The organism is Brevibacterium antiquum (assembly GCF_016107655.1).
Classification (GTDB): domain Bacteria; phylum Actinomycetota; class Actinomycetes; order Actinomycetales; family Brevibacteriaceae; genus Brevibacterium; species Brevibacterium antiquum.
In genome coordinates, this window is record NZ_JABASX010000007.1 from 76314 (window position 1) to 92931 (window position 16618).

At 63.2% G+C, this 16618-nt stretch carries 15 protein-coding genes; 14 read left to right on the forward strand and 1 reads right to left on the reverse strand.

All coding sequences use genetic code 11. The features are described from left to right. The first annotated feature begins 141 nt into the window (after positions 1 to 141). Positions 142 to 531 (forward strand): universal stress protein, encoded by a 390-nt coding sequence (locus tag JFC13_RS12845; protein WP_198397482.1) that lies wholly within the window; start codon positions 142 to 144, stop codon positions 529 to 531. A 78-nt stretch (positions 532 to 609) separates the two neighbouring features. Here JFC13_RS12845 and JFC13_RS12850 read toward each other — a convergent pair whose 3' ends face one another. Further along, positions 610 to 3573, reverse strand: a complete 2964-nt coding sequence (locus JFC13_RS12850) for an FAD-binding and (Fe-S)-binding domain-containing protein (protein ID WP_198397634.1) — start codon at positions 3571 to 3573, stop codon at positions 610 to 612. Positions 3574 to 3988: 415 nt separating this feature from the next. Between JFC13_RS12850 and JFC13_RS12855 the strand changes: the two genes are divergently transcribed. The 13 genes from JFC13_RS12855 to ureG all read left to right on the forward strand — a co-directional run bounded on the left by JFC13_RS12855 (position 3989) and on the right by ureG (position 16612). After that, positions 3989 to 4144 carry a hypothetical protein gene (locus JFC13_RS12855; protein WP_198397483.1) on the forward strand — a complete coding sequence of 52 codons (156 nt, stop codon included), beginning with the start codon at positions 3989 to 3991 and terminating at the stop codon, positions 4142 to 4144. 443 nt (positions 4145 to 4587) lie between these two features. Beyond that, positions 4588 to 5607: an inositol monophosphatase family protein gene (locus tag JFC13_RS12860; protein WP_198397484.1), complete on the forward strand. Its 1020-nt coding sequence runs from the start codon at positions 4588 to 4590 to the stop codon at positions 5605 to 5607. A 187-nt stretch (positions 5608 to 5794) separates the two neighbouring features. Then, positions 5795 to 6787, forward strand: a complete 993-nt coding sequence (locus tag JFC13_RS12865; protein WP_198397485.1) for a siderophore ABC transporter substrate-binding protein — start codon at positions 5795 to 5797, stop codon at positions 6785 to 6787. 30 nt (positions 6788 to 6817) lie between these two features. Further along, positions 6818 to 7831 carry an ABC transporter permease gene (locus tag JFC13_RS12870; RefSeq protein ID WP_198397486.1) on the forward strand — a complete coding sequence of 338 codons (1014 nt, stop codon included), beginning with the start codon at positions 6818 to 6820 and terminating at the stop codon, positions 7829 to 7831. A gap of 8 nt (positions 7832 to 7839) precedes the next feature. Further along, complete coding sequence (locus JFC13_RS12875) at positions 7840 to 8940, forward strand: iron chelate uptake ABC transporter family permease subunit (RefSeq protein ID WP_198397487.1); 1101 nt, start codon at positions 7840 to 7842, stop codon at positions 8938 to 8940. Continuing rightward, on the forward strand, positions 8937 to 9692 hold the full coding sequence (locus JFC13_RS12880) for an iron ABC transporter ATP-binding protein (protein WP_198397488.1): 756 nt from the start codon (positions 8937 to 8939) through the stop codon (positions 9690 to 9692). Before JFC13_RS12875 ends, JFC13_RS12880 begins: the two co-directional genes overlap by 4 nt. Before the next feature lie 332 nt (positions 9693 to 10024). Next, positions 10025 to 11080 carry a DUF559 domain-containing protein gene (locus JFC13_RS12885; protein ID WP_198397489.1) on the forward strand — a complete coding sequence of 352 codons (1056 nt, stop codon included), beginning with the start codon at positions 10025 to 10027 and terminating at the stop codon, positions 11078 to 11080. Between the two features lie 531 nt (positions 11081 to 11611). Beyond that, positions 11612 to 11914: an urease subunit gamma gene (locus JFC13_RS12890; protein WP_092104410.1), complete on the forward strand. Its 303-nt coding sequence runs from the start codon at positions 11612 to 11614 to the stop codon at positions 11912 to 11914. Further along, positions 11911 to 12528 (forward strand): urease subunit beta, encoded by a 618-nt coding sequence (locus JFC13_RS20085; protein WP_232488582.1) that lies wholly within the window; start codon positions 11911 to 11913, stop codon positions 12526 to 12528. Before JFC13_RS12890 ends, JFC13_RS20085 begins: the two co-directional genes overlap by 4 nt. After that, complete coding sequence (locus JFC13_RS12900; RefSeq protein WP_198397490.1) at positions 12521 to 14230, forward strand: urease subunit alpha; 1710 nt, start codon at positions 12521 to 12523, stop codon at positions 14228 to 14230. Before JFC13_RS20085 ends, JFC13_RS12900 begins: the two co-directional genes overlap by 8 nt. Before the next feature lie 8 nt (positions 14231 to 14238). After that, positions 14239 to 14913, forward strand: coding sequence for an urease accessory protein UreF (locus JFC13_RS12905; protein WP_198397491.1), 675 nt, complete (start codon positions 14239 to 14241; stop codon positions 14911 to 14913). A 19-nt stretch (positions 14914 to 14932) separates the two neighbouring features. Then, positions 14933 to 15784 carry an urease accessory protein UreD gene (locus JFC13_RS12910; RefSeq protein ID WP_198397492.1) on the forward strand — a complete coding sequence of 284 codons (852 nt, stop codon included), beginning with the start codon at positions 14933 to 14935 and terminating at the stop codon, positions 15782 to 15784. Between the two features lie 96 nt (positions 15785 to 15880). Beyond that, on the forward strand, positions 15881 to 16612 hold the full coding sequence (ureG, locus tag JFC13_RS12915; RefSeq protein ID WP_198397493.1) for an urease accessory protein UreG: 732 nt from the start codon (positions 15881 to 15883) through the stop codon (positions 16610 to 16612). Positions 16613 to 16618: the final 6 nt, after the last annotated feature.

Here is a 16618-nt window from a genome sequence, read left to right on the forward strand (position 1 = left end):
CCGGCCACCTCAACCTGCAAAAGCGTCGTGCAGGCGGCGGGCTTTTGCAGGTTCGGGCAGCTGGAGCTGGGATGACCGCGCGATGTCCTCACGGTGATACGGGAATGAACGAATCAGGGCAGAAGCAATATACTCGTCGATATGACGATTCTCATTGGCTATCTTCCTGCTCCTGAGGGTGAGGCGGCTCTGCGCGCGGGCTTCGCAGAGGCCAAACTTCGGTCGAGCAATGCTGTCGTGATCAACTCCCAGCGACGCGGAGCCAGTGGAACCCCGACCGAGATCGATCAAGACGCCATCGACCGCATTGTCTCTCTCGGCAAGGATTCCGATGTCGAGGTCGAGGTGCTCCAGCCCGATCACGAAGACGACCTGCCGGGAACGCTGAATGAGCTCGTCGAGGAACACGAGGCTCAGCTCATCGTCATCGGACTGCGCAAGCGATCGGCGATCGGCAAGTTCATTCTCGGATCACAGGCACAGCGAATCCTGCTCGAAGCAGAGGTCCCGGTCCTCACCGCCAAGGCCTGAAGCCAGACGTCTGCCTGAGGCGTCTGTCTGAAGCCAGTCGTCTGCCTGGGCCCGTCAGCTAGCGGGTGGGCCCGTCGGCTAGCGGGTGGGTTCGAGACTCCAGCCCCAGGCGAGCAGCTCCGGCAGTGACACACCCTGCGCGTCGCTGAGATCGGCGATTTGAGTGCGGCAGGAATAGCCATCGGCCAGGACGACCCGTGTCGGCTCACCGACACCCGCAACTGCTCCTGTCCCCGCCGCTCCTCCAGTCCCGACGGCGTTCGGTGCCCGATTGCGCAGTGTCTCCTGATTGCGCAGAGTTTCCTGCTCGCGCAGCGCGGGCAGCAGAGCGACTTCGGCCACAGCGACCGAGGTCTCATAATGGCCTTCTTCAACGCCGAAGTTCCCGGCCAGACCGCAGCAGCCGCCCAAGAACTTCGCAGCGGCACCGGTCCTGGCCAGCAGCTCCTTATCCGCGGCATTGCCGAAGATCGCCGACTGATGACAGTGCGGCTGCACAAGCGCTTCGACTTCGTCCAATCGCGGCAGCTCGGCACCCACGCTGAGCAGGTACTGCGCGAAGGTCTGCACCCGTGCCGCGACTCGAGCCGAGGCCTCATCGGCCAAGAGCTTCTGCGAATCATCCTTGAGAGTCGCCAGGCACGAGGGCTCGACCCCGACGATGGGCACGTTCCCGGTGGCATCGAGCGCGCTGATCGTCGCGCCCAGATTCGCCTTCGCAGCATCGAGCTGACCGGTCGAGATCAGGGGCAGGCCACAGCACACGGTCTGGTCGATGACGCGCACCGTGACACCCGCGCGTTCGAGCACGGCAACGGCGGCGGCGAGGATGCGCGGCGCGAAATGATTCGACCACGAATCGGCGAACAGAATCACCTCACGTGTCTTCGCCCTGGCACCTGCCCCAGGTGCACCCGAATTCCTGGGCTCAGCCTCGGCGGGGGTGCTGTCTGCGGTGGTCCACCACTGACGGAACGTCGTCGCCGCGAACTGCGGGATGGACCTGCGGATGTCGATCCCGGCCAGCTTCTTGGCCACGGTCGTGAGCCCCGGCAGGCCAGAGACGCGGTTGACCACGGGGGCCAGGGGCGTGATGACGCGCGCCAGCTGCGGCAGGAATCCGAGCGAATAGTGCTTCATCGGACGCAGTCTGCCCTTGTAGGACTGGTAGAGGACCTCGGCCTTGTATGTGGCCATGTCCGTGCCAGTCGGGCACTCGGTGCCGCAGGCCTTGCACGACAGACAGAGGTCGAGGGCCTCGGCGACCTCGGGGGACTGCCACGAGGAGTCGAGGAGATCACCGGACACCATCTCCTGCAGCACCCTGGCACGACCGCGCGTGGAATGCTTTTCATCGCGGGTGGCCTGGTAGGTCGGGCACATGACTCCACCGCTGTCGGCGGAGTCGGCGCGGCACTTGCCGACGCCGGTGCAGCGATGCACGGCGGAGGCGAATCCTGCCGATTCTCCCTCGTAGGCCATTGCCAAGGTCCCCGGCAGCTCTTCTCGCAGCGGCAATTGGGTCAAGCGCAGGGACTCGGTGAGGGCATCCGGGTCGACGATCACTCCCGGGTTGAGCAGGTACTGCGGGTCGAAGAGCTCCTTGACCTCCTTGAACAAGTCCAGCACGGCTGGGGGATAGATGAGACGCAGCAACTCGGACCGGGCACGGCCGTCGCCATGCTCACCGGAGACGGACCCGCCGTAACGCGCCACGAGCTTCGTCGCCGCGACCATGAACGTCCGCATCACCTCGGGTCCGTCGGGATCCTCGAGCGGGAAGTCGACGCGCATGTGCAGACAACCATCACCGAAGTGCCCGTAGGGAATTCCCCACAGCCCATGCTCGGTGAGCAGATCCATGAGATCACGCAGATAGTCGCCGAGGTGCTCCACCGGAACCGCGGAATCCTCCCACCCGGCGTGGGCGTCACGTCCATCGGGTGTGCGGGAGACCAGACCGGCCCCATCGGCGCGAATTCCCCACACCTCGGCTGCGGCCTGAGGGCCGAGCACCGCCGAATCCAGGGCACTCGACTCTCTGATCAGTCGCTTCGTCTCATCGACCAGTTCGGCTTCGTCCTCGCCGGTGAGCTCGACGACAAGCCAGCCGCCGCCCTCGGGCAGGTGGGGGACAGCATCGGCGCCCTTGGTCTCGATGACCCGATCGAGCATGCGCGAGTCGAGACCCTCGCAGGCCGCGACCGGGAATCCCTTGAGCAGGGGAGCATCATGTGCGGCCGCGACCATGTCCTCGTACCCGAGCACCACCGCCGAGGTGTGGGTGGGGTCTTTGACCAGGCGCATCTTCGCGGCGAGGACGATGCCCCATGTGCCCTCGGTCCCGGCGAAGGCCCGGCGCAGGTCGAAGTCGTTCTCCGGCAGCAGGGACTCCAGACCATACCCGGAGACCTGCCGAGAGAAGGTGCCCAGATTCGTCCGGATGGTGCCCAGCTGACTGCCGACGAGTTCATGCAGACGCGGGAACGTCTCTGAGGAGTCGGTGTCGTCGAGGGTGACGACTGTGCCGTCGACGAGCATGACGATCAGCGCGAGGATGTTGTCGCCGGTGCGCCCGTAGCCCAGAGCGCGTGGCCCGCAGGCGTTGTTGCCGATCATCCCGCCGATCGTGCAGCGAGTATGAGTGGAGGGATCCGGGCCGAAGCGCAGGCCGTGCGGCCGCGCCTGTGCCTGCAGGTGAGCGTGGATGCATCCGGCCTGGACCCATGCGGACTGCGCCTCGGGGTCGAGGGCGAGGACCTCGTTCATATGGCGGGAGAAGTCGAGGACGATGCCCGTGCCGATCGCATTGCCGGCGATCGAGGTCCCGGCGCCGCGGCTGGTGATGGGCACTCCCAGCCGGCGCGCGATCGCCAGTGTGTGCGAGACATCACCCTCGTCATGTGGGAACACGATCGCCTGCGGAACCAGGCGGAACAGGGAGGCATCGGTGGTATAGGCAGCACGATCGGTGTCGTCGACGCTGAAGTCCCGGACCCCCGCGGCCCGGAGCTCGGTCGAGAGGACATCGGCGAGAGACATCTCTGTCTCCGCAGACTTCCGAGGTGCACTGGAGCTGTGAGCCAATGTGGTCATGTCCGCATTCTGCCACTTCGGTTGTCAGTGAGGTACTCCCTCAATAGGGAGTGGGATGGTGCCGACTGCGGGCGTGATTACCCGACAGTAAGGAGCGTGAAACTCCGCAGATGTTATAAAACCGTTACATAAAATGAGTCAGAAAGCATCCGAGCTTCTAATATTCGGGAATTATTGGCATATTCTCATATACATGGTATCTAATGGAACTACACATCTAGCTGGCATCGAGCCATAGTCATAAGTAAGGGAAGAAACCATGTCGCGTCGCGCCCGTGAATTAACAGTTGACCAGACAGCCTTAGTTGGTGCAGTTCGAAAGGTTTCTCGTCAACGAGCCAAAATCAATACCGATTACGTGATGGCGATTCTTCGCGCTCGTGAAGAAGGGGCCACCTTCGGGTCCATCGCCGAGGCGGCAGGCACCTCCTCACAGGCGGTGCAGGAGATCGTGCGCAGGCATGGTCAGGTCCAGCGCAACGATACTGCGAGATCCATTCCAGCCCCTGCGAAATAGGGCCAAGGCGGCGCTGTAGAGGCGCCCGCTGGCTGACGGTTGACCGAGGTGCTCGTCGGGCCTGTGCATCACAGTGTCGTGATTCGCACCCGAGGGGCACCTTGTTTTCTCAATGGTGACCAAAGTCATTCGAATGATCACCATTTGATAACAAGATTTCTTTATTGTGGGAATCATGTGAAAACCATGCACGCGGCATTAGATGAACGGCTGTCCAGAAGCAGAGAAGAGGCCTTCCGCCCGAGCGCTCTCGTCATCGAGAAGTCCGGTTCCTGAGTATGGATTTCTGCTGCCCGCAGTGAAGCTCCGTTGGTCAAATCCGCCAGTCCCGAATCCCCTGATGTTCGGTCACAATTCGGCTTAGATACAAGAAGTACACACTCGGGCCTGTATTGCAGTGTTGTTACAGGAGAGCCCCCGCCGGAGCCGACTAGAGTTGAACCATGAGCTCAGAGACCGACCTTCTGCCCAGTGCTGTCAACGATCTGCCCTTGATTCGCATCGCCTCGGACCTATCCGTGATGGCGTGGGAGCAGATGGTGGCCTGGCGCAGCTCCCTCGGGGCACAGCTTGACGCTTCCGTGGTGGACACGAAGACTTCACCCAACGATCTCGTGACTCTCGCAGACGCGCAGATCGAATCACTCGTCCGCGGATACCTGGCAAAGGTTCGACCCTCGGACACCATGGTCGGTGAGGAGGGCGCGCCGGCACTGGATCCCATCGAGTTCTTCGATGCGCAGCTCCTGGCCAGGCTCAACGGCTTCGACCCCAGCCGCGATGACCTCCTCGACATGAGCGACGACGGCCCGCCGCTGGAGTGGCATGTCGACCCCATCGACGGAACCGTGAACTACGTGCGCAACATCGAGCACTATGCATTCTCGGTTGGCGTCTGTGAGGCAGGCGAGATCCACGGGCGGGGCCTTGGCGAGGAACGGTGGCTCATCGGCCTCGTTGCTTCGCCGGGCTTGAATGCCACCTGGGTGGGCGCGAAGGGCCGTGGTTCCTATCGCATTGACGGTCGCCTGTCTGAGGCTGGGAGATCAATGTCGGGTAGCGATTCGACGGAGAATGGTGATTCGACGAATGGTGGCGATTCGGCGTCTGGCATCCCTGCCCGGCGTCTGCGCGGGACGCCCGATGGACTCTCCGGCAGGCTGCTGGCCACGGGCTTTGCCTATACCGGCGACAACCGCGGCCCGCAGCTGGCCAAACTGTTCACCCTGATGGAGGGTTACGACGATATCCGGCGCTGCGGATCGGCCGCCATCGATCTCTGCATGCTCGCCGAAGGCAAGGTCAACAGCTATGCCGAGCGCGGCCTCGGGATCTATGACTATGCCGGTGGCGGCGTCATTGCCGCGGAAGCCGGTGCTCATGTGTCGCGGGGTGGGTCCGGTGGCCCCACTGCGGCCGCGGCAACCGAGCAGGAAGCGAGGCGTCTTATCGACTCGATCTGATGCGGCCCATCTGTCGGTGACTCCACCCACCGGTGCTCCCTGTCTGGCCAGGCCATGAACTACTCCCAGAGTCAATGTGAAATGAATAACGTCATACTACTGTCACGTATTGCGTGAAGCTTAGGCTAAGCTAATTCACGGTTCGTGTTCATCTGACATCAATGACTTTTGCAGGAAGTAGATCACCATGAGTTCGTCTCGCCTTCGTTTCACCGCCCTGGCCGGCGTGGTTGCACTTGCTCTGGCCGGCTGCGGCCAAGCTGCCGCCGATGACACCGGTGCCGATGCCGATTCCGGCACCATCATCGACATCGAGGACAACAACGGAGCGCAGAGCGTGGCGAGCCCTCCTTCCTCTGTGGTGGCCACCGATAACCGCACCTTCGAGACTCTCGACACGTGGGGCATCGAACTCAGTGCCGGCGCGGTCTCTCTGATGCCAGAGGGTCTCAGCTACACGCAGGACGACTCCGTCCTCGACCTCGGATCGCACCGCGAGCCTGATCTGGAGAAGGTCGTCGAGGCCAAGCCTGATCTCATCATCAACGGTCAGCGGTTCGCGCAGTTCCATGACGACCTCGCGAAGCTGGCGCCCGAGGCCACAGTGCTCGAGCTCGATCCCCGTGACGGTGAAGACTTCGGCTCTGAACTCAAGCGCCAGACGACCACCCTGGGAGAGGTATTCGGCAAACAGGACGACGCGAAGAAGATCGTCGACGACTACGATGCCTCGGTGAAACGAGCCAAGGCCGCCTATGACAGCAATGACAAGGCCATGGGCCTCATCACCTCGGCGGGTGACATCGGCTATTCGGCTCCTTCGGTCGGACGCACTGTCGGACCGGTCTTCGACATCCTCGGTCTGGATCCGGCCCTCGAAGTGGACTCGAGCAGCGAGGACCACCAGGGAGACGACATCTCTGTTGAGGCGATCGCCGACTCCAAGCCCGAGCTCGTGATCGTCTTGGACCGGGACGCTTCCTTCGCCCCCGAAGAACGCGATGAGGGATCGGCTCCCGCCGCCGAGGTGCTCGAGAAGTCAGAGGCGCTCAAGGATGTGCCCGCAGTCAAGGACGACAAGATCGTCTACTTCCCGCAGGACACCTACCTCAACGAAGGCATCCAGACCTACACCGAGTTCTTCAACTCATTCGCTGACAAGCTCGAAGAGCAGAAGTAGCGCCTCCGGGCAGCAATTGAGATTGAGAGAATGACGAGTACACGCGACAGCCTCGCCGAGGCCACCTCGGTGAGGAAGAGCCTTGTCAGGGCAAAGGGGCAGCTGCTGAGTTGGAAGCTGGCAGTGGGCGTCGTCGGCGTCCTGCTTCTCCTCGTGCTCTCCCTCTTCACCGGTGTCTACGACATCTTCGGCGGTGATGGGGGAGCCGAGATGTTCCAGATCACCCGCGTGCCGCGCACCATCGCCCTGGTCCTCGCAGGTGCGGCGATGGCCATGTGCGGCCTGGTCATGCAGCTGCTGACGCAGAACCGGTTCGTCGAACCGACGACCACCGGCACCACGGAATGGGCCGGGCTGGGTCTGATGCTCACCGTCATCGTCTACCCGGACGCTTCCATCCTGGCGCGGATGATCGGGGCCATCATCGCCGCGTTCATCGGCACGCTGGTCTTCTTCATGTTCCTGCGCCGAGTCTCTCTCAAATCATCGCTCATCGTGCCCATCATCGGCATCATGCTCGGTGCAGTCGTCGGCGCGATCTCGACCTTCATCGCCGTCCAGACTGACATGCTCCAGAGCCTGGGCATCTGGTTCGCCGGCAGCTTCACCTCGATCCTGCGCGGCCAGTACGAGATCCTGTGGGTCGTCGTCATCGTCGTCATCGCGGTCTTCATCACCGCCGACCGCTTCACCGTCGCCGGTCTGGGCAAAGAGGTCGCGACGAACATCGGCCTCAACTACAACCAGGTCATCCTCATCGGCACCATCCTCGTGGCCATCGCCACCGGAGTCGTCACGGTGGTCGTCGGCAGTCTGCCGTTCCTCGGCCTCATCGTGCCCAATATCGTCTCGATGATCCGCGGCGATGACCTCCGCAGCAACCTGCCCTGGGTCTGCCTGCTGGGCATTGCGATCGTCACGATCTGCGACCTCATCGGCCGAGTCATCATCATGCCCTTCGAACTGCCGGTCTCCGTCATCCTCGGAGTCGTCGGCGCCGCTGTGTTCGTCGGACTCCTCCTCCGGCAGCGGAAGCGGGGATGAGGCGCGCCATGTCCGCAGAGACGACAGAGTCCACGCGATACCCGAACGAAACCACGCGAAACCCGAACGAAGCCACGCCGAGGAAGCAGCGGGACTCAGCCCCACCTCGGCGCTCCTCCGGGTCGTTGTCCACGTCCAAATCCAAGTGGCGGTACTGGTCGATCATGGCCGGGCTCATCGTCGCCTCGGCGGCCATCGCTCTTGGCCTCCTGGCCTGGGACAACCCGATGCCGATCACCGACGAGGGGTTCTGGCTCATTGCGCAGCTGCGGATGAAGAACCTCGTCGTCATCGCGATCGTCGCACTGTGCCAGGCGTTCGCGACCGTGGCGTTCCAGACGGTGACGAACAACCGGATCATCACGCCGTCGATCATGGGCTTCGAATCGCTGTACGTGGCCATCCAAACCGGGGCCATGTACTTCTTCGGGGTCACAGCGATCGTCGATCTCAAGGGGTTGGTGCCTTTCACCGTGCAACTGCTGCTCATGGTGGGGCTCTCGCTCGCGCTCTACGGCTGGCTGCTCTCAGGCCGATACGGCAATATCGCGATCATGCTGCTCATCGGCGTCGTCATCGGCGGCGGACTCGGCTCGATCGCGACGTTCATGCAGCGGACCCTGACGCCGAGTGAATTCGACGTGCTCGCGGCCCGGCTCTTCGGCTCGATCTCGAACTCGGACTCCAGCTATCTCCCTGTCTCCATCCCGTTGTGTCTCCTCGCCTGCGCCGCGATCTACCTGAGCTCCTCTCGGCTCAATGTCCTCGCACTCGGCAGGGACGCGACCAGCAACCTGGGACTCAACCACAAGTACGAGATGATGAAGATCCTGTTCTTCGTCTCGTTCCTCATGGCCGTTTCCGTGTCGATGATCGGACCGATGATCTTCCTCGGCTTCCTCGTCGCGATGCTCGCCTACCAGTTCTCCGACACCTACGACCACAGATACGTGCTGCCGATGGCCGGCCTCCTCGGGTTCGTCGTCCTGGGCGGGGCGTACTTCATTATGAAGAACCTGTTCTACGCCGAGGGCGTCGTCTCCATCATCATCGAGGTCATCGGCGGAGGCGCATTCCTCTTCGTCATCATGAGAAAGGGACGCCTGTGATCACTCTGCGCGATGTCCGCAAGTCCTACAGCAACGACGTCGAGATCGGTCCCGTCGATCTGCAGATCCCAGCTGGGGGAGTCACCGCGCTGGTCGGGCCCAACGGCGCCGGGAAGTCAACGGTGCTGACGATGATCGGCCGCCTGCTGGGCATCGACGACGGCGCCATCGAGGTCGCCGGTTATGACGTGTCGTCGACGAAGTCGAAGGATCTGGCGAAGATCGTGTCCATCCTGCGCCAGGAGAACCACTTCATCACCAGGCTGACGATCCGCCAGCTCGTCGGCTTCGGTCGTTTCCCCTACTCCAAGGGACGCCTGACGGCTGCCGATGAGGAGATCATCTCCCAGGCCATCGACTTCCTCGAACTCAGCGACCTCGAGGACCGGTTCATCGACGAACTCTCCGGCGGGCAGCGGCAGCGCGCCTACGTGGCCATGGTGCTGGCTCAGGACACCGACTACGTCCTGCTCGACGAACCCTTGAATAACCTGGACATGAAGCACTCCGTGCAGATGATGGCGCACCTGCGTCGGGCCGCCACGCAGATGGGTCGGACCATCGTCATCGTCCTCCACGACATCAACTTCGCCGGGCACTATGCCGATCACATCTGTGCCGTGAAGACCGGCAGCGTCGTCGAGTTCGGCACACCCGCGGAGATCATGACCGCCGAGGTGCTCACCCGCGTCTTCGACACCCCCGTCGAAGTCATCGACGGCCCGCGCGGCAGGCTGGCCGTGTACTACTGACAAGGGTGTCATCGTGCCTTGGGGCTGTGCGGCGGCGTTCGGCATGGGACAGCAGCGCCGGAAGGTGACTGGCTTCGCGGGTTTGGCTGGTGAACCAGTCTCCAGATCACATGTGATGCAGACGAGCAGTCTGTGAACTGGCCTGGTGCGCCAAAGATGATCGGACTGTGTACCAAATGTGATCGGCAGCTGGTGAAGTCCTCCGCATATACGCGGCAGCCTGTGGACGGTTCGCCGACTCGTGCTCGAAATGGCTGTGGATGTAGGCACCCTTTCCACAGGTACGCTGGTCCGTCTGGTGTTCGCTGGCTTCTGCGACTCATGATCGACGAATGCATAACATCGTCTACTACAGGGAGCTCGTGTCGGCGGGAGTGTCGACACGAGTGATTCGTCAGGCTCAGGCCTGTTGTCTGCGCCGTCTGTGCAGCGGAGTGTATACGGTCCTTGCCAGGTGCTCGAACAGTCGGCACAGGAGATTCGCCGGATTCATCGACGATCCTGCGTGGATCGACCTGCATGTGCAGAAGACGCCAGCGCAGCTGAGGGACGACTTCTCCTATCAGGAACAACTGCGCCGACTTCGCATTCTCAGCTATTCTCGATATCGAAGCGACGATGTCGTATGGGGAGTCTCTGCCGCGTTGATACATGGAATTCCACTGTTCGATGTGGCGCCGGGCCCGATTTCGGTCATTCATCCGACCAGCAGTTCCCGATCGAACGAAATCACCCGTCATGTGCGTGTGATCGACGAAGCAGATCGATGCGTGTATTCCCATCTTGCACTCACCACTCCGGTCAGAACTGCCCTGGACCTTGTTCGCGAACTGGGTCAGCAAGCGGGTTTCGCGGCGATGGAATCAGTGCTTCGAGCTTCGCTCATCGGAATCGAGGAAGAGCCTGATCTCAGATTCGGGTACCCTCCAGGCTTTCAGCGACTTGCGCGTGAACGTGCTGTGGAAAGCTGGTACCCCGCCGTTGAGCGTCTCAAGAACGGCAGGGCCTCGGCGCGAAGAATGGTTGACTCGTTCAATCCGATGTCCGAGAGCATCGCTGAGAGTTTCTGCTCGTTCAACCTCCATGCTTTGAAGATCAACGGCTTCGACCAGCAGGTGAGTATCCGAGACTCCAATGGCTTCGTCGCTCGCGTCGACTTCCTCCATGAAGCGACGAGGACGATTATCGAAGTCGATGGCATCGGCAAATATCTGATCGAGGGCCGGGCCGCCATGAACAAGGAGAGCGATCGACATAACCGTCTGCTGGCACTCGGATACACCGTGATTCGCATGAGGTTCAAGGACCTCCTGCACCTGAATACCTTCTCCACCAAGCTCTTCGCACAGGCACCCACGCTTAGGAAATTCGCCGGAGCCTCCCGTTGAGCTCGCCGTGGGCACGGACCACAGCAGACAGACGACTGGGCACCGATCACTTTTGATGCAGGAGACCAGTTCACAATCTGGCCTCCTGCACCAAAAGTGATCGCCTCCTGCATCAAAGGTGACGGACTCGGCGTCTCACGGTGCTCGGATTGCGATCGAATGCGCGGCCGTCAGAACGCCCGGGCAGATAGGACGCCCCACGGCCCGTACGGCTTCGGGGGCCAGCTGCCCACGGCCCTCATCGCGCCCTGCTGACCCCGCGCCGACCCCGCGCTGACCCCGCGCTGACCCCGCGCCGACCCCGAGCCGACGCTGCGCTGACACCCCGGCCGCAGACGACCTCCGTCGTGGACTTGACTGCCCAAAAGCGATGGGTAAGGTTGCTTGCATGAGCGTATTCTCGCGGGTGAGACGCTGCTTCAGGACGTCATTCGACGTGCCCTGCCCGGGTCTCGAGCACCCGGAGTGACAGGCAGCCTCCACATCACCTTTGCGAATTGATACATACCTTTCGAACGCACCGGGGGAAAAGTGTTTCTCAGTTTGTATGAGCAAGAGCGTCTGATGATCTACACAGCCGGAAAATTGGCCCTGGAGCGCAAAGACCGCGGCCTCAAACTCAACCTGCCCGAAGCGACAGCCGTCATCACCTCCTATCTCCTTGAAGGTGCCAGAGACGGAAACAGCGTCGCCGACCTGATGGAATCGGGCCGACACGTGCTCAGCAGAGATGACGTCATGGAAGGGGTACCGGAAATGCTCACCCAGGTCCAGGTCGAGGCGACCTTCGCCGATGGGACCAAGCTCGTGACCGTGACAGGACCGCTCCAATGATGAGCAACGAACACGGACCGGCAGGAACGGGACCCGACGACGAGAAGCAGGGCACCAACCCGTTCGAAAACGAAGAACTGAAGCCCGAGCATCGCGACATCGATGCCGAACATCCCAGCGATGACCCCGGGCGCGACTACGAGGATGTCGAAGCAACGGTGGTGGCGGAACCGGGCATCGACGAACGTGAGCGGCACCCTTCATCGGGGCCCAGCGGCCCCAGCGAGCCGAGGCGACCCGGAGCGGGTTCGAGGCAGGGGCCACGCGAGGAATCGACGGCGCCGGTCACAGCTGCAGACAAGGTCATCCCCGGACAGATCTTCCTCCGCGATGAACCCGTCGAGATCAACGTCGGCCTGGCCGTGACGACCCTGAGAGTCGCCAACATCTCCGACCGTCCGATCCAGGTCGGTTCGCACTTCCATTTCGCCGAGGTGAATCCCGGCTTGGAATTCGACCGCGGACGGTCCTGGGGCAAGAGACTGAATGTGCTCTCCGGCGGCGCGATGCGCTTCGAGCCGGGGGCCGATGAAGAAGTCGAACTCGTTCCCATTCAGGGCGCACGCATCGCCCTTGGGTTCCGAGGCGAATGCAGAGGAGAGTTGGATGGTTGACATATCGAGGTCCGAATACGTGGCATCGTTCGGCCCCACCGTCGGTGACCGAGTCCGACTGGCCGACACGGACATCGTCATCGAGATCGACAAGGACTACTGCGTCGGCGGTAACGAAGTCGTCTTCGGCGGCGGAAAGTCCGCTCGCGAATCCATGGCCCAATCATCACGGACCCGCGCCGAAGGCACTCCCGACCTCGTCATCACCGGCGTGATCATCCTCGACCACTGGGGAGTCATCAAGGCCGATGTGGGTGTGCGCGACGGCCGATTCGTCGGTATCGGACGCTCAGGCAACCCCGACACCATGAACGGCGTTGACCCCAACCTGGTCATCGGCCCGAACACGGAGATCGCCAGCGGCAACGGACTCATCATGACCGCCGGCACCGTCGACACGCACGTCCACTACGTCGGACCCGATATGTTCCAGGTCGGACTCATGGCCGGAACCACGACAATGGTCGGCGGCGGAACGGGGCCGACCGAAGGCTCGAAGGCCACACTGGCCACCCCCGGCCCCTGGTGGCTGGCGCGCATGTTCGAAAGCATGGACCCCTGGCCGGTCAACGTCCTCTTCCTGGGGCGCGGCAACACAATGAACGACGAAGCCCTGCTCGAACAGGTGCGCGGCGGTGCCGGCGGCTTCAAGATCCACGAGGACTGGGGCGCAACACCCGCCGTCATCGACAACGCCCTGCGCGTGGCCGATGACACCGGAGTCCAGGTCGCCATCCACTCCGACACCCTCAACGAGGCCGGCTTCGTCGAAGACATGCTCGCCGCGGTCAAAGGGCGCACCTTCCACGCCTTCCACACCGAGGGTGCCGGCGGCGGCCACGCACCCGACATCATCACGATCGCCTCGGAGCTCAACGTTCTCCCGGCCTCGACCAACCCGACGCGGCCCTTCACGACCAACACCGTCGACGAACACCTGGACATGGTCATGGTCGCCCACCACCTCAACCCGCAGGTGCCCAATGATCTCGCGTTCGCCGAGAGCCGGGTGCGGGCGGGAACCATTGCCGCCGAGGATGTTCTCCAGGACATGGGAGCACTGTCGATCATGTCCTCCGACGCTCAGGCCATGGGGCGCATCGGTGAAGTCGCCATGCGCACCTGGCAGACCGCTCACCAGATGAAACGACTGCGCGGACCGTTGGCAGGCGATGATCGGGCCGATAACAACCGCGCCATGCGCTATGTCGCGAAGTACACGATCAACCCGGCCATCGCTCACGGCATCGACGCCCACGTCGGCTCCATCGAGGTCGGCAAGCTGGCCGACTTCGTGCTCTGGCAGCCCTCGATGTTCGCGGTCCGCCCGCACACCGTGTTCAAGGGCGGCATGGCTGCCGTAGCTGCCTTGGGCGACCCGAACGCCTCGATCCCGACCCCGCAGCCGGTGTCCGAACGGATGGGCTTCAACTTCCGGTCGTCCGCGGCAGCAGCGACGAGCATGGCGTTCGTGTCGGAACATGCGATCGCCGACGGCATTGCGGACAAGGTCAACGTCGACAGGCCCTTCGTGCCGATCACCTCGACACGTGGAGTCACGAAGGACGACATGATCCACAACTCGGCCCGCCCGAAGATCGAGGTCGACTCCGACACCTACGCCGTCACCATCGATGATGAACTCATCGAACACGAACCCGCGGAGTTCGTGCCCATGGCCCAACGCTATTTCCTGTTCTGAGAACAGGAATGACACGAAGCACCTCACGCGCGACCCTCCTGATGCTCGGCGACGGGCGACTTCCCTCAGGCGGATACGCGCACTCCGGCGGGCTCGAACAGGCCATCCGCCAAGGCTGGGTCACCGATGTGTCCGACCTGAAGGACTTCCTGCACGGACGCCTGCACACGACCGGGCTGATGAACGCCGCCTTCGCGGTTTCGGCTCGGCACATCGTCGGTGACCACCGGTCCCTCGCCGATCTCGATGCTGAGCTCTGTGCCCGCACACCCGCCCCGGCCCTGCGCACGACGGGGGAGTGGTTGGGGACGCTGATGCTGCGGTCGATGCAGCGGATCCATCCGCATCCGCTGCTGGAGAACCTGCCGAAGGGGCTGCAGCAGCCACTCGTGTACGGGGCAGTCGGTCGAGCCTTGGGACTGGGGGCTGCGGAGACGGCGGCCGTCGTGCTCCACGAAGCAGTCACCGGACCGGCCACCGCCGCGGTCAAGCTCATGAGCATCGACCCCTTCCAAGCCCACGGAGCAATCCTGTCCCTGGGCGAGGAGCTCGACGTCGCCGCGGAGGCAGCCGCCGACTACGAACTCACCCCGGCCCGGGACCTGCCTGCGCTGAGCTCGCCCCTGTCAGATTTCGCCGCCGAGATGCACGTGAAGGACCATGTTCGACTATTCGCATCCTGAGAGAAGGAGCCCCGGCACCGTGTCCTCTGCCGAGGTGAAACCCAATGGCCCCAGCGGCATGACGTGCCGGGCCTCTGTGGCGACCGAGCTGAGCGAGCCTGGCCAGCCGGGAACACGCGTGTCGGGCCTGCGCGCTCAAGCCCCACTGGTGCCGCGACCCACCGGCGCCAGCGGCCACGAACCCTATATCGATCGAGATCCGAACGCCGCCCGCATCGCCCTGACCTCGGGAGCAGCCGGGCCACTCGGCGGGGACCACTACCGTTTCGACGTCAGCGTCGGCGACGGTTCGAGCCTGCTCATCCGTGAAGTCTCGGCCACGCTCGTGCTGCCAGGCGTCCACGGTCACCCCTCACTGTTGGAATCACACGCCCACGTCGGTGAGGCAGCGACCCTGGTGTGGGTGCCGGAGCCGGTGATCGCGGCGAATGGGTGCCGCCACACCCACACCGTCGACATCGACCTTGCAGCCGACGCACGACTCTTCTACCGCGAAGAGCTCGTCCTCGGCCGTCACGGCGAAGACCCTGGAGACCTCAGCTCCGCCCTGACCGTCCGCCGAGGCGGAGCTCCGCTGAGCATCCAACGCTTCGACCTGGGACCGAACAGTCCCGGCTTCGACTCGCCCGCCGTGGCAGGGCGAGGACTGGGTGTCGGCTCCATCGTCATCGTCGACCCCGAGGGCGGACTGCCGGCAGAGACCGTGGTCATCGACCCGCAGACTGCGATCCTGCCCGTCGACGACACCTGCGTGCAGATCACTGCGGTCGGGTCTGACGGTTTGGCGCTGCGCAAACGCCTCGACGCCGCACTCACGCACATCGGCGAACCCTGGGGCCGCGAACAGACCTGGTCCGCGGTGCCCCGTTGAGACGCGCCCCGGACCCACCAGCGGCCGGACTGCGGCGGCGCCCCCAAGAATTTTCGCTGACGAAGCAATGACACACCACGAAGAGAAGGAGAGGCAATGAGCACTGGAAAACGCGCACTTCGACTGGGCATCGCCGGGCCCGTCGGCACCGGCAAGAGTTCGTCGATCGCCAACATCTGCACCGCGCTCGCGCAGGAGTTCCGCATCGGCGTCATCACGAATGACATCTACACCGACGAGGACGCACGCTTCCTCAAGGCCGCAGGAGTCCTGCCTGACGAACGCATCCGCGCCGTCGAGACCGGCGCCTGCCCGCACACCGCCATCCGTGACGACGTCAGCATGAACCTGCTGGCCGTCGAAGCACTCGAAGAGGACTTCGATCCCCTCGACATCGTCCTCATCGAATCCGGCGGTGACAACCTCACCGCCACATTCTCACCAGCACTCGTCGATGCCCAGCTCTTTGTCCTCGATGTCGCCGGCGGCGGTGACGTGGCACGCAAGGGCGGACCGGGAATCGGTCGCGCCGACCTCCTGGTCATCAATAAGATCGACCTCGGCCCGTACGTCGATGTCGACGTCGATCTCATGCTCGAAGACGCGAAGAAGGCACGCGAGGGCGGGCCTGTGCTCGGAGTCTCCCGCAAGGTCCCCGAGACCGTTGACGCACTGGCCGACTGGGTCCGCGAGGTCCACGCCCGTTTCGTCAAGGGCGATCACACCCCGGTCGACCCTGGCCCGATGGCCCCGCACTTCCACGCCGAGGAAGAAGGCGAAGGCTATATGCACACCCATGCCGAAGGTGGAGAAGCCCACCAGCACTGAACTGAG

What these genes read in the sequence shown, in the direction of transcription:
- JFC13_RS12845 (WP_198397482.1), top strand. Translation starts at nt 142, where the DNA reads ATGACGATTCTCATTGGCTATCTTCCTGCTCCTGAGGGTGAGGCGGCT.
- JFC13_RS12850 (WP_198397634.1), bottom strand. Translation starts at nt 3,573, where the DNA reads ATGTCTCTCGCCGATGTCCTCTCGACCGAGCTCCGGGCCGCGGGGGTC.
- JFC13_RS12855 (WP_198397483.1), top strand. Translation starts at nt 3,989, where the DNA reads ATGGCGATTCTTCGCGCTCGTGAAGAAGGGGCCACCTTCGGGTCCATC.
- JFC13_RS12860 (WP_198397484.1), top strand. Translation starts at nt 4,588, where the DNA reads ATGAGCTCAGAGACCGACCTTCTGCCCAGTGCTGTCAACGATCTGCCC.
- JFC13_RS12865 (WP_198397485.1), top strand. Translation starts at nt 5,795, where the DNA reads ATGAGTTCGTCTCGCCTTCGTTTCACCGCCCTGGCCGGCGTGGTTGCA.
- JFC13_RS12870 (WP_198397486.1), top strand. Translation starts at nt 6,818, where the DNA reads ATGACGAGTACACGCGACAGCCTCGCCGAGGCCACCTCGGTGAGGAAG.
- JFC13_RS12875 (WP_198397487.1), top strand. Translation starts at nt 7,840, where the DNA reads ATGTCCGCAGAGACGACAGAGTCCACGCGATACCCGAACGAAACCACG.
- JFC13_RS12885 (WP_198397489.1), top strand. Translation starts at nt 10,025, where the DNA reads ATGCATAACATCGTCTACTACAGGGAGCTCGTGTCGGCGGGAGTGTCG.
- JFC13_RS20085 (WP_232488582.1), top strand. Translation starts at nt 11,911, where the DNA reads ATGATGAGCAACGAACACGGACCGGCAGGAACGGGACCCGACGACGAG.
- JFC13_RS12900 (WP_198397490.1), top strand. Translation starts at nt 12,521, where the DNA reads ATGGTTGACATATCGAGGTCCGAATACGTGGCATCGTTCGGCCCCACC.
- JFC13_RS12905 (WP_198397491.1), top strand. Translation starts at nt 14,239, where the DNA reads ATGACACGAAGCACCTCACGCGCGACCCTCCTGATGCTCGGCGACGGG.
- ureG (WP_198397493.1), top strand. Translation starts at nt 15,881, where the DNA reads ATGAGCACTGGAAAACGCGCACTTCGACTGGGCATCGCCGGGCCCGTC.